The sequence below is a fragment of the Propionispira arboris genome, assembly GCF_900109225.1.
Taxonomy (GTDB): Bacteria; Bacillota; Negativicutes; order Selenomonadales; family Selenomonadaceae; genus Propionispira; species Propionispira arboris.
Map to the genome: position 1 here is coordinate 1 of NZ_FNZK01000009.1, position 12,433 is coordinate 12,433.

General features: G+C 34.2%; 15 protein-coding genes and 1 pseudogene. 15 read left to right on the forward strand and 1 reads right to left on the reverse strand.

All coding sequences use genetic code 11. The features are described from left to right. The 3 genes and pseudogenes from BMY14_RS20515 to BMY14_RS20520 all read left to right on the forward strand — a co-directional run. Window positions 1-2,004 (forward strand): annotated as a pseudogene (locus BMY14_RS20515) (hypothetical protein); the annotation flags it as partial. Window positions 2,005-2,020: 16 nt separating this feature from the next. Then, a complete protein-coding gene (locus BMY14_RS09900; RefSeq protein ID WP_091831327.1) occupies window positions 2,021-2,500 on the forward strand; it encodes a hypothetical protein in 480 nt (159 codons plus the stop codon). Window positions 2,501-2,648: 148 nt separating this feature from the next. Continuing rightward, window positions 2,649-2,816 (forward strand): hypothetical protein, encoded by a 168-nt coding sequence (locus BMY14_RS20520; RefSeq protein WP_177177542.1) that lies wholly within the window; start codon window positions 2,649-2,651, stop codon window positions 2,814-2,816. A gap of 98 nt (window positions 2,817-2,914) precedes the next feature. Here BMY14_RS20520 and BMY14_RS20525 read toward each other — a convergent pair whose 3' ends face one another. Further along, window positions 2,915-3,070 carry a hypothetical protein gene (locus BMY14_RS20525; RefSeq protein ID WP_177177543.1) on the reverse strand — a complete coding sequence of 52 codons (156 nt, stop codon included), beginning with the start codon at window positions 3,068-3,070 and terminating at the stop codon, window positions 2,915-2,917. 108 nt (window positions 3,071-3,178) lie between these two features. Between BMY14_RS20525 and BMY14_RS09905 the strand changes: the two genes are divergently transcribed. From BMY14_RS09905 to BMY14_RS09960, 12 genes are all read left to right on the forward strand, one after another. Beyond that, a complete protein-coding gene (locus BMY14_RS09905) occupies window positions 3,179-4,684 on the forward strand; it encodes a hypothetical protein (RefSeq protein WP_091831329.1) in 1,506 nt (501 codons plus the stop codon). A gap of 21 nt (window positions 4,685-4,705) precedes the next feature. Continuing rightward, on the forward strand, window positions 4,706-5,161 hold the full coding sequence (locus tag BMY14_RS09910; protein WP_091831331.1) for a hypothetical protein: 456 nt from the start codon (window positions 4,706-4,708) through the stop codon (window positions 5,159-5,161). Window positions 5,162-5,471: 310 nt separating this feature from the next. Continuing rightward, window positions 5,472-5,750 carry a hypothetical protein gene (locus BMY14_RS09915; RefSeq protein WP_091831333.1) on the forward strand — a complete coding sequence of 93 codons (279 nt, stop codon included), beginning with the start codon at window positions 5,472-5,474 and terminating at the stop codon, window positions 5,748-5,750. Window positions 5,751-6,095: 345 nt separating this feature from the next. Then, window positions 6,096-6,338, forward strand: a complete 243-nt coding sequence (locus BMY14_RS09920) for a hypothetical protein (protein WP_143063157.1) — start codon at window positions 6,096-6,098, stop codon at window positions 6,336-6,338. Between the two features lie 558 nt (window positions 6,339-6,896). Then, on the forward strand, window positions 6,897-7,136 hold the full coding sequence (locus tag BMY14_RS09925; RefSeq protein WP_091831337.1) for a DUF7336 domain-containing protein: 240 nt from the start codon (window positions 6,897-6,899) through the stop codon (window positions 7,134-7,136). Between the two features lie 30 nt (window positions 7,137-7,166). Beyond that, on the forward strand, window positions 7,167-7,700 hold the full coding sequence (locus BMY14_RS09930; RefSeq protein ID WP_091831339.1) for a hypothetical protein: 534 nt from the start codon (window positions 7,167-7,169) through the stop codon (window positions 7,698-7,700). A 52-nt stretch (window positions 7,701-7,752) separates the two neighbouring features. Beyond that, window positions 7,753-7,974 carry a hypothetical protein gene (locus BMY14_RS20530; RefSeq protein WP_091831341.1) on the forward strand — a complete coding sequence of 74 codons (222 nt, stop codon included), beginning with the start codon at window positions 7,753-7,755 and terminating at the stop codon, window positions 7,972-7,974. Window positions 7,975-8,057: 83 nt separating this feature from the next. Beyond that, window positions 8,058-8,789: a Fic family protein gene (locus BMY14_RS09940; RefSeq protein WP_091831343.1), complete on the forward strand. Its 732-nt coding sequence runs from the start codon at window positions 8,058-8,060 to the stop codon at window positions 8,787-8,789. 522 nt (window positions 8,790-9,311) lie between these two features. Further along, on the forward strand, window positions 9,312-9,794 hold the full coding sequence (locus BMY14_RS09945) for a hypothetical protein (protein WP_091831345.1): 483 nt from the start codon (window positions 9,312-9,314) through the stop codon (window positions 9,792-9,794). A gap of 63 nt (window positions 9,795-9,857) precedes the next feature. Next, window positions 9,858-10,961, forward strand: a complete 1,104-nt coding sequence (locus BMY14_RS09950) for a TlpA family protein disulfide reductase (RefSeq protein WP_091831347.1) — start codon at window positions 9,858-9,860, stop codon at window positions 10,959-10,961. A 121-nt stretch (window positions 10,962-11,082) separates the two neighbouring features. Further along, the gene (locus BMY14_RS09955; RefSeq protein ID WP_091831349.1) at window positions 11,083-11,898 is read left to right on the forward strand and encodes a hypothetical protein; all 816 of its coding nucleotides are present in this window, start codon (window positions 11,083-11,085) and stop codon (window positions 11,896-11,898) included. 38 nt (window positions 11,899-11,936) lie between these two features. Continuing rightward, the gene (locus tag BMY14_RS09960; protein ID WP_091831351.1) at window positions 11,937-12,398 is read left to right on the forward strand and encodes a hypothetical protein; all 462 of its coding nucleotides are present in this window, start codon (window positions 11,937-11,939) and stop codon (window positions 12,396-12,398) included. The last annotated feature ends 35 nt before the right edge of the window (window positions 12,399-12,433 follow it).

Consider the following 12,433-nt stretch of genomic DNA (forward strand, 5'->3'; position numbering starts at 1 on the left):
GCAACGCCAGATAAGAATAAGATCAGTACGGATACGTTGAGCTATTCGGATATTAAGAATAAAGCGGACTATAGTGCAAGTAGTACAGGGGTAAGCTTTGATGGAAAGTTACATCAAAACGCTGGTATTCCAGTGTCAGGTGACGCTGATAGTACGACGAAATCAGCTATATCGAATGGGACAATCACGGTTACTGGTAATCAGAAGCAAGATTTGAGCAAGTTAAATCGTGATCCTAGTGGTGCGCTGAATGCATTAGAAAAAATCTTTGACAAGAAAACAGTCCAAGAAAAACAAGAATTGACCAATTTATTCGCCCAAGAAGCCTATAAAGCCATTGGCGATCTTGCCCTAAAAAAACAAAATGAAGCTATAAGTAAGCTAAAAGCAGCAGAAGAAGCAGCAAAAAAAGGTGACCTGAAAAAAGCGACACAGCTATATGAAGAAGCAAAAAACATTGCATCAAATTGGCAAGATGGTGGTGCAAGCAAAATTGCATTGCATGCGGTAGTTGGTGGGTTAATAGGTCAAATATCTGGTGGGAATGCAGCATCCGAGGCATTTTCTGCTGGGACGAATGAAGCAAGTTATAATTCGGAATTAATACAAAAATTATCACCAGAATTAAAAGAATTTACTAGTATAATCATAGGTGCTGGTGTAGCTAAACTGACAGGAGGAAATAGTAAGTCAGGTGCATCGGTTGCCCTTTCTGGGACAAAAAATAATAATATACTGCATGATATCGGGTGGGATACTCTAGGAAACCTACTCGATGAAACCGAAGAAGTAATAAAAGAAAAAAGAGAAGCAAACAGTCAGGCAAATAATGACTATATGAAGATGAATACAGAAGGATATACTTCCTCTGTATCGGAAGAAACATATGGGGATAACATTCCTGAAAAGCAGATAGAAAATGCACAAGAAATTAAAGAAGACATAAAACGAGCTGTTTCAACGTCAGACGATACCATTAAAAACGAAGTGCCACCTCCGACGGTAGATCAGGTATTAGATCAAGGAGGAACATGGAATTCTGCAGGTCAATTAGTAGGTAGTGATGGAACGATATATGAAAATTCACCTAACAGAGGAGATTATTTATATAGCAAGGGAATAGAACCAAAAGTTAATAAAGAAACGAATACGTGGTATATATCAACAGCAGATGGTGATTATCAAGTATATAGTTTAGGCTATGTGGGTGATTATTATGCAAAACTAGGCTATAAAGTTTATCTGGGGTCAGACGGAGGTCATTATACAATAGCTCCAGATGGAAGCTCTTTGAATACGTCAGCAGATATTACCTGGGAAGAACAGAATAAGGGGAGTGGAACTCAGGGGACTGTAAGGAATAGCTGGGATTATGCAGCAGGTTTAGGCAGAGGACTTCTGGGGCTTCCCAATCTTCCAGGAAGTGATTACTCTGATAAGAGCAATGCTTTTAAATATGGATATAGCGAAGGAACTCGTGCGATGCCGTGGGTTCTTATTTTAGAAGGATTGAAAACACCTGTTTCAAGTGCACCAGAATTTGCAGTAGGATACAATGGAACACTTGCACAAACGGTTGCTGTAGATGCTTGGAAATCGGGTTATCTTGGTTCGACTATAATAAATGCTAGTACAAATAACTCTAATTCTGGAAATAATGAGGCGGATGAGGGGTCGAATAATGCCAAAACCGGAGTAAATAAATATGGTGAAATGCTTGGGGAAAATGGTACTAGAGTTGATAGTGATACAAAATGGCAGAATGGAAAAACAGAACGAGTTGATGTTGAAAATCCAAATCCAGGGAAAAGACCAGGTGATATTCATTATCATGATTCAAATAATATCAAATATAGGTTTGACGTGGTTTCTGGAAAACTATATGACGAAGCAGGTAATTTAGCACCGAATAAGGTGCAAAAGATACTAGAGAATCAGGATGTTCAAAAAGCAATAAATAAAGGGCTTCAAGTATTAGGAGAGGAAAAATATTTTAATAAATGATTTTCAGGAGGGTATAATGCTTCAGTATAATAAAAATATGGTAAAAAATTTGACCAGCATAGAAATATATCATCAAGATTTTTTAGATAAAATGATGCGGATATGGCCAGAGTTTTTAGAGGTAAAAGGGTTTGTGCTGTTAAAAAAAAATAAGGGTGATTTTGAAGAGCTAGATGAAAATAAAATATTATCAATTTACTATGATAGAACTGGATTTGAAGCGAGTTACAACGAATTTCGAATTGAGGATTACTTTGATTGGTGTATTGAAAAACCTATTGAGAATCTTGCATTGGCTATTAAGCTATCTGAAATTTGGGAATGCAAATTAAAAAGAGACTTTCCAAGTTATAAGTTCCATATTATCATAGGGTTCGATGGTAAGTTCACAACTATTCGATTTCATAAGTTAAGAGATGAGGAAGGTAGCTGGATCGCATTAGAGAATTTAGACGATTATAAGAACAACTCTATTGCCGTTAGAGTTGTTGAGTAATAAAATAAACGAATACAACTATTTGAAATATCTGTGTGAAGTGCTTCCGCATTGCCGCAAGGAAGCGGCTCCCTAAGATTGGTGGAGATATTAATAATGTTATATGCTGATGAAAAAGATATTGAACGTTGTTTAAAAATTGTAAAAGATGAATTATCAAAAAACTATGAATGTCAATGATCAAGTTTTAAGGGGAATAACGATTGATATTATGAATATCTCATACGCAAAAGGCGGAGATTACTCAAATGATATTATTAAAAGTTTCGCAGAAATATATGTAGAAGAAAGATTTTATAAAAAATTTATAAAGTAACTTGTTTTAAAATTGGATATTTCCAACCTTTCTATAATGTCAAGATGTCAGCGGAGAAAAACCGTTGTCATCTTTTCTTTTTAGGTGTAGGCTCGTGATCAAAACCAAACTAGATTGGAAGACACGACTACAATGAAAAAAGCAGCAGCAGCGGCGGGAAAATAGGAACCGCAGGAATCGGCCTGCAAGGTAATGCCAGCAAAGGAAAAATCGATTCGAACTATGAATCCGTAACCACGCAGGCAGAAATCCATGCAGGACAAGGCGGCTTTAACATCGAAGTAGGGAAAAATACCGACTTAAAAGGTGCGGTCATTTCCAGCGATGCTACGCCAGATAAGAATAAGATCAGTACGGATACGTTGAGCTATTCGGATATTAAGAATAAAGCGGACTATAGTGCAAGTAGTACAGGGGTAAGTTACAGCAATGGTGGAGATACAAAGAAAAAAGATCAAGGCTTAACGCCAAATATTGGTGTAACGGTTTCGGGAGATGCAAATAGCACAACTCACTCTGCTATTTCACCAGGAACAATTATTGTTGGTGGAGTAAAAGTTAATCCTGACAACCTTAGTCGTGATACAACTAATTCACTAAATACATTAGGTAAGATATTTGATAAAAAGACTGTTCAAGAACAGCAGGAATTAACAAAAGTATTTGGCGAAGAAGCCTTTAAAGCCATTGGTGATTTAGCAGATGCACAATTGAAAAAAGCGGTTGCGAATGCTGCTAATAATAAAGATAAAGATCCTGTAGTATATCAGGAAGCTCTACACCAGATTTCTTTATGGAAAGCAGGTGGGGAAAACAAAATATTACTTGATTCAGTAGTAGGCGGTATGATGTCTAGCCTTGGAGGCGGTAGTTTTGGTTCTGGTGCAGTGAGTTCTGGATTAAATCAAGCATTTCAAGGAGAATTGTCCAAAATTACAGATCCAGCAGCACACCAATGGGCAAGTTTTATAATTGGATCAGCAGCATCTAAATTACTCGGTGGAGATGCTTTGACTGGCGGTAGTATAACAAGTAGTGAAACGAAGAATAATGACCTTGATCATGATCAACAGATTCAGTTTGCTGCTGACTTAACTTTGGCAATTTTTGGTGATGAAAAAACAAATGAAGAAGTAAAAGCAAATATTAAAGACGTGATTCAAAATTGGATAAATATAAATAGTCAAACAGATCCTGATCTAAAAGCTACCGATGAACCGACTATGTTGTTGATAGAAAGCGCTGCAGATACACTAGGAATTAAGTTTAGTTACAATGAAAACGATAGCCTCACTAATAATTTAAATACCATCCAAAACAAGATAGATCTAGAAGATGTAATGCAGGAATCTTTTGCAGAGTTTCTACGACCAAGAGTTGAATATGAATTAAGCCAAAAAGGTATATATCTATCCAATACTAATTATGCAGAAGAATATAAAAAAGAGTTTTACACAGAAAGGGAAAACCAAAAAATTGGATTAATAGGAGCTGCTGATGATGTGGGCTCAGTTAATGGGTTAAAGAAAACCTTTGACACTGAAGGGCCAAGCGGAGCTTTCTCAAGATCTGCAAATTTAACTTCAGACATGGATACCTCGATATTTGGAAATTTAAAGAGTAATGGGATTATTGATGCAGGAAGAAGTGGTACTAATAGACCGCTTACAAGTGATCCAAACAGCTATTTTAAGACAAAAGCAGGAAATATTATTGTTTACGATAACGAAGGTAAATTGATATATGATATCAATAGTGAAAGAGTAAAAATTTTCGATATTAATATAAATCCACAAGGAGAAGAGTTTTTTAATCCAAGAAAATTAGATGGAGTTGTTCCAAGTGAAATTCTGGAGTTGTTAAAATAATGAGCAAAGGGGGAATGATTTTTGACTTACACGAGCATTGTAGATAAAGCCATATTTAATGAATTTAAAAAGCAAAATGGGATATCATTAATGAACCATGTAGCCAATACGTGTAGTATTGATGATTTTATAGCAGTATCAAGTGTATTATGTCCTGAAATAATTGAAATTGAAGGATATATTTTCATATCAGAATTCTATCATAATAATATAGCGGGATTAAAAAAGCAATTTGATAATAATAGGAAAAATATTGAACAATGGGTCAATTCATGGTCATTAGGAGACTTTTTTGTGGCTGCTTACACAGATTCTATAGAAAATGAGAGAATCATAAAGCAGTTTGGTGATGTACTAGTATATTTTTGGAAAAGAAGGTTAAATGAATTATTTCCAGATAAAAAGATTATTGTTGAAATTGGTGAAAACATTATGGGTGAGAATGGTTTAACAATTACGATATATCAAGAAACATAAATATTATGAAAGAATTGAAGCGTTAAAAGACTCAAATGAATATCCATAAAAGGACTAAAGTTATTCAAGAATAAGATGAAATATCCAATAGACAACGTGTAGTATTCGTTTGCTTTGGCTAAAAAGTAGTTAAAATGGCTAGCAGAAATGTTAGCCATTTTTGTTAGCTAAGAAAAGAAAAGTAGTACAAGAGTACGTTTTAATGGAAACTTACATCAAAATACTGGTGTTCTAGTGTCAGGTGACACTGATAGTACGAAAAAAGTGGGACAATCACGATTACAGGTGATGAAGATGAAGGGGGGAGATGATGATGTGGTACAAAATTTTAATTGTGTGTTTTTTTATAGCTGCAATCGGATACTTGGCATGGAATAATGAAGATGGGAGAAACAGTGAAGTTAGAATTATAGAAGAATATCAAGCTATCCAGCAACCTCAAGGAGCTGAAGTGATATTTTATAAAGTGGAAAGAAAGTTTGTTAATAGATGGATTTTTAGTTGTTATAAATACCCACTGTCTGTTAATGAGGTTCAAAGTTATTATGATCGATTACTTGAGAATGGTGGGTGGAAGAAAAAAACGTAATTTACCACAGGGACATATAGAATGTATTTATGAAAAAGGGGATTTGGTATTTGATTTAATGCTTAATAACAAAGATACATGGTCGATTTCTATGACTTATAATGATGCGAGTTATTAAGAGCAATATGCAAAATAAAATGAAGCTTTGTCCACAACCACTAAAAATGATGAAAAAATGTTCTTTGTGAATATAATAGATGCAATAGAAGTATCTATGAGCAGTCCCGCAGTCGATGCGATACATAAGAGTTGATAGCTCAGATGGTAGACCGACATTGAAAATTATGAATAAAAATGGTACACGTACGAAGGTTCGATACGATGATTAATGGGGGACTGATTGAATTGATAGAAGAATGGAAAAGGTGGATTCCATCTAAAGAGCTTTCTTTAAAAATGTATATGGAAAAGGTAATTGATGACAAAAAAGGATTGCAGCTTTTTTGTCAAAGTAAAGATGAGAAGATTACGATTAAAATTTGTTTCGAAAATTTTGTGCTTTCATATCGAAACACAGATGAAGGACGAAGATTAAAAATGTTAAAATTTTTAACTGAAAAATATGGAAAAGAGTTTTATGCTGAATGATCATTTTTTAAAGTTATTAATTCGACTTATATTGAATGGTTTAATCAAGAAACTTATAATATGTACGCTGATTATAATATAGAGCATTATGTATTTCTCACATGTGATGATGTTGTAGAAGTACTATCAACTTATGAACCACAAATCAGTATTGATATGAGTGAAAAGAAAACAACATAAAAGACAAAGAGGTCAGAAGACGTAAAAAATCCGCTGACCTTTCTTGTGAGAGTGCGTACATTTTTGTGTAAAGTCCAAATATTAGGATGAAATTAATTTAAGTTTTACAAAGAACTTTTGGCGCGATCACCCAATAAATCATCAGGTTATCAAGTATCATTCCCCAATTTCGAATGGGCATTGTCCATTTATCAATGATGTTCCATCATGGGCAAAAGGGAATCAGCCGGATAAGGGAGAAAGCGGCAAAGATTTTGCAAAACGTTTAATGGACGCAAAATATGGTGAGGAAAATTATGATAAAGGACTAGGGTCTGAATATAATAAAAGTAGAAAATGGGGAGATAGAGATTTTAATACGTGAAGGGAGAGTTTGCTATGGGCACAGTATATATTCTTCAACATAGTTATGAAGTGGGGGAAGATGGACAATTTGATGAGATAAAAATGATAGGAGTTTATTCGTCCAGAGAAAGTGCAGAAAAAACAATAGTTCGTTATAAAATGCTTTCAGGTTTTAAAGATTATCCTATAAGTTGCTTTTATATTAGTAAATATGAAATAGATAAAGATCATTGGACAGATGGGTTTATTAAAACAGATGAAGCATTATTGTAACTCAGTCTAATGAAATAGGAGGACAATTATATGGGCTTAAAACTTGTAGGAGTATCTCGTGTTTTTAATGATAAAAAAGTTTATAGGAAGTTTGAGTCGATGGGGAAAAATCTATTATTAATCAAACTAGAAATTCTTCCTCAAAAGTGTATTCCTTTTCATTGGCTATTAGAAAATGGAAAAAAACCTCCCTTTGATATAGCAATAAATCCTTATGATGGTTCAATCAGCTATATGAAGTTTTTTTTCCAAGATGAAAAGATAGAAAAGTTTGATGTGTTTATCAATCAGCAAAAGAAGCAAGAAGGAACACCACAGTTTGATATAAGTAATTTTAATGAAAAAAATTATCAAATTTTTGAAAAAGGCAATGTTGAGGCAAATTTAAATGGAAAAAACTTGTATTTGATTATTTCTAATGCTGGAGCTAATCAAGTTTTAAATTTAGATGATAACAATGCTATGCTTTTTGATGCTAATGCTTTTTGTACAGGTGTTTTATTTAAAAATTTGTTAGAAGAAATAGGAGAATTAATACGTTCCCAAATATTGATTGAAAAGTAGAAAATGTAAAATAAAGGTTTTATAATAAATGTTGGGATAAGCAAAAAACAAATTGCTTATTCCAACATATTTTTTCATAAAAACTCCGGACAAAGGTAGTCAAATTAATCTTACTGCCGCAAAAATTGAAAATTTTGGAACAAATGGAACGACAACTATTGTTGTGGAGTCGGATGAGTTTCTATTCATGGACGAACCATATTTAGTTAGAGAATATAAATTTGATCCCCAAATAATGCGTATGAATTTTGTAAAAAGTCAGTTGCAATGTTGAGGTATAAAATCATAGCTGGCTAAATTTCTATGGCTATAAGCATGTTATGGTATAATGGAGGTTAACGAAGAAGAGGTGATTGGATGAATGAATTATTACGAAAAATAGATGATTTGCAAAAAATAATCAATAGTAAACGACCATTAAATGAAACTGAAAAAAAAGAGTTAAAAGATTACTTTGCAATCGGTCTGACTTATAGCAGTAATGCATTGGAAGGGAACTCTCTTACTATATCGGAAACAAAAGTTGTTTTGGAAGATGGTCTTACTGTTGGAGGAAAACCATTAAAAGATATTCTAGAAGCTGTAGGGCATAAAAAAGCCTATGATTTTATGTATAGTTTAACAAAAGAAAAAAATATATCGGAAGAGAATATAAAGCAACTGCATAAATTGTTTTATCAAGGAATTGATGAAAATAATGCAGGGGTGTATAGGCAACAACGTGTATTTATTAGTGGATCTGAATACAGTGTTGCACCGCATGATGAAATTGAACCACTTATGGAAGAAATGTTAGTTGAGTTAAATGAACGGAGACGGATTATACATCCAGTTGTGTTTGCCGCAGAACTGCATCAGAAATTTGTTTATATTCATCCGTTTGTCGATGGGAATGGCAGAGTGGCGAGATTGCTAATGAATATGGCTCTTTTACAGGATGGATATCCTATCGTGGTTATTCCTCCAATTTGCCGGAGTGAATATATTTCTGCTTTGGAAAAGGGGCATAAAAGTCCGAACGTGTTCATGCAATTTATTATGGAAAGGGTAATGGAAGCACAGCGAGATTATATTCGATTAATTGGATAAATGAATGAGCGGCTAATTTGAAATCATGCCGATTGCATTGGTAGAGTTGATCATTTTTGTGGAGATAGAGTAAAAGCATTTAAACCAGCTTCTTTTTTTAAACCCGTCGAATTCGACGGGTTTAAAATTAGTATTATGTAGTTGTTCCCACAAGCCAACAAGATATAGACAACTATTTGATTTGATCAATATTTTAAATTTAAAAAATTAGGACTTAAGTAAACAAACCTAATCATCGATAAAAATAATGAGATATGGAATTGCAAAGCAAGTTATTAATTTACGATGTAGTAACAGATGGATCTGTTATTTAACAATATAAATCATGGAAGATTTAGTTAATATCCTTATATTTAGTGGATTATCTTACATGTAATTGATGAATAATAAGGTTAGCAAAATGACTCTGGTTACTATTTATAGAATTTTTTAAGATTTTATAAATGAACCAGAGTCGTTTTTTTTATGAGCATTTTGTACTACATAACATTACAGTCAGCCTAAGTTTAAGGAGGACCGGATTTGAAAGGTGCGATTTTAAGAAGGGGTGAAGAATATTATACCTACATGAGTAAAGTATTTGCTGCGATTAAAGACGAACAACTGAAATATAACTGGTTAATAACAGATTGTATATGTTATCCTCAAAATGCTAAATATACGGAACTTCTGTCGCAAGAATATGCTTGGATCACAGGAGAAGAACTGACGCACATGATTGATCGGGAAGACTTTCAATGGATATGGGGTGTTTTATCAGGTTTTATGAAAAACATTACACTAGAAGAAGTTTTAAAGTATAAACTACCGTACGCAGATGGTTTTACTGGATTTTGGGGATCAACATTAAATATACAACATCCTTTAGCGGATATTGAAATTGTACCTTGGGATAGTTCACTTGTCTTAGCAATAAGCAGAAACAATATTGTTATTGATAATTTTATGAACTACTTTCCTTTGGCGCAAGACTTAACCACGTATAATAAGCAGTTTGAAAAATGAGCATATTAAACTTTTTTTTTTGAAAGCTTATGGAAATTTATTTTTTGAGCGGCAGATTAGAACATGATACAGAAGCGTATTATTGATAATGATGAAAAAACAGGATTCTTATTGTGCTTTTGTAAAAAAATTATTGACTCACATATAGAAAGGGATGGTCTAGTGAAAGTTAAGTATCTATTATTAGTAATTGTTTTCGTTTTTACTGTTTGTAGTAGTAATAATGCTGTTTGTGCAGAACTAAAGGAGGGTGATCTAATTCCAACTACAGGGGAGACTGTTGGTGTACATGCAGGGGATACTGCACCAGATTTAACATTATTTGATTTGAATGGTAATCTAAAGCATATTTCATTTAAAAATTCTCCGACAATCCTAATTTCGCTATATAGGCTAAATGGTGATAGTAATAAGATACAACAGCTAGTAAATTTATATGCAAAGCGAAAGGATATAAAATTGCTCTTTGTTGTAAGGGACGAGGCCGAATATGTAAAAGTATCTTTAATGAAGCACGACTTCGACATACCGGTTTATTTTGAACGGAAAAAAGAATTCTCAACTAAGTATAATATCGGTGTACCAACAATGCTTATAATTGATAAGAAAGGTATTGTTCGCTACAATAATATCTTTTGGGTCGATGCAAATTCTATGGATAGTTTTATAGAAAATCTAATTTCGGGTAAAGGGGATCAAACCCCTAGATTATTATATGCAGCACCGAAAGAAGTTAAAAAGGAAGTACCGAAGCTGGTCAATCTTGGTGAAAAAGTACCTGCAGATGTTTTCCGTGACTTGGAAGGAGCTCCTGTCAAGTTAGATTATAAAGGAAAACCAACCGTTATATTTTATTGGATGAGTTTCACAAATGACAAATTTCTTAATAAAATGATGCCTGTTATGCAGAGTCTCTATGAAGCAAATGGAAAAAAAGTTAATTTTTATACCATAAACGGCAGTGGAGATCGCCATTTTACGATGAGTATACTTGATCGATATTATAGCAGCTTTCCAACGTTAGTTGGAGGCGACGTTCTCCAATATAGTCGAGCTTTCCCTGCTTTCATAATAATTGATAGCGATGGTATTTTGCGATACAGGACAACTACATTTCCAAATGTTGAAGAGTTAAATACGCTTCTGACTGAGATCATAGATGGGTAATAAATGAAATGGATTAGATGATAAAAGCCGACTCATTTTGGTGGATAAGAATAGTATCATATGTGATTGGTTTGTGATATTTTGTATAACCCATAAAATTTACTGGAACGGGGTAATGTTTTTGAAATTGAAATTTTTAAATAAGCGAATCATACTTGTTTTATTTTTGGTTATATCACTTCAAGGCATGGTGTTTTCGTTGGCAAGCGCGTTTTCTTTGCCTGATCCGACTGGAGAGAAGACAACAGAATTTAATAACATTTTTCTCAATAAGCAGCAAGTGTATGCAGTGACAGTTCCGATGGAACGTACTTTTACGAAACAAGCAATTCCAGAAGTGGAAGCTCGGGGCTTTGCTGAACACCGTGTGCAGTTTGATTTAGCACGTGTATATACTTCGCGGATTTATGCTGCAAATTTAGGACTGCATGCCGATACTTTTTCCGTATCAACGAGATCAATTCCGTTGGAAGAGGTATCGGAACAAATTGAAGAACAGGAAATAAATGGGAAAAAATCAAAATACATGACCGTGGTCTTTCGCGAGAAAAAAATTGACAGTAATGCCTTTAATCCATTTTTTGAAAAGAAGATAATATCACAGCCTGCTGTTATTAAAAATTTCAACTATACGGATGAACATTGGGAGATTGAAGCTGAGGGGTATGGATATTATGAGGGCACGGAGGATATTGATCACAAAGCAAGTATTGCCGGAAGTATGGCACGGGCGGCTGTCTTTGATATTGTAACTCAAAAAGCGTTGGAATTAGGGATTATTACTACGGATAACGAACAGGAATTTCGGCAGAACCTTGCACAGAAGAAGCGTTTAGGCGGAATTTATGATCCGACCGGATGCGGGGTATATTTTAGGAAACCTATCAGAGTTTGGATTACTGATGATGGTGAAATATTAGATGATTTGAGATCATAAAGAGCACAAGGCTGACTCTATTAATGAGGAGGAAGAATGTGGAAGATGAAAAGGCAATAGCAACAAGGATTCGAATAGAAAATGGGTATAAAAATGGAGCCAGTTGGTTCTATTGGATTGCGGGAATGTCCATTTTAAATGAAATGTTTTATCAAACCCACACGGGTTGGATTTTTGCTATAGGACTCGGAATAACGCAGGTTACAAATGTAATATTTCAAAATAATGGGATGTCGCTTATAGCGACATTGGTTTTATCGGGGATATTCGTATTTTTCGGTAAAATGGCACATAGAGGACATAACTGGGCTTTTATCACAGGTATGATTTTCTATATTTTGGATGCTATTCTTTTTATTATGGTCAAAGATTACATAGGTTTAGGACTACATGGACTTGCAATATTTGGCATATACCGTGGGTTGAGGCTGCATAAGAAACTAATTGAGATAAACAACAACCAAGATTTAAAACCAAGTGAAGAAGGCGCGCCGGTTTAGGGGTTATGGTAATATCTTTCTTATGACCACGACGT

Bases quoted from the DNA above. Each gene is read 5' to 3' on its own strand.
- BMY14_RS09900 (WP_091831327.1), top strand. From the start codon at position 2,021: ATGCTTCAGTATAATAAAAATATGGTAAAAAATTTGACCAGCATAGAA.
- BMY14_RS20520 (WP_177177542.1), top strand. From the start codon at position 2,649: ATGAATTATCAAAAAACTATGAATGTCAATGATCAAGTTTTAAGGGGA.
- BMY14_RS20525 (WP_177177543.1), bottom strand. From the start codon at position 3,070: ATGGATTTCTGCCTGCGTGGTTACGGATTCATAGTTCGAATCGATTTT.
- BMY14_RS09915 (WP_091831333.1), top strand. From the start codon at position 5,472: ATGATGTGGTACAAAATTTTAATTGTGTGTTTTTTTATAGCTGCAATC.
- BMY14_RS09925 (WP_091831337.1), top strand. From the start codon at position 6,897: ATGGGCACAGTATATATTCTTCAACATAGTTATGAAGTGGGGGAAGAT.
- BMY14_RS09930 (WP_091831339.1), top strand. From the start codon at position 7,167: ATGGGCTTAAAACTTGTAGGAGTATCTCGTGTTTTTAATGATAAAAAA.
- BMY14_RS09940 (WP_091831343.1), top strand. From the start codon at position 8,058: ATGAATGAATTATTACGAAAAATAGATGATTTGCAAAAAATAATCAAT.
- BMY14_RS09950 (WP_091831347.1), top strand. From the start codon at position 9,858: ATGATACAGAAGCGTATTATTGATAATGATGAAAAAACAGGATTCTTA.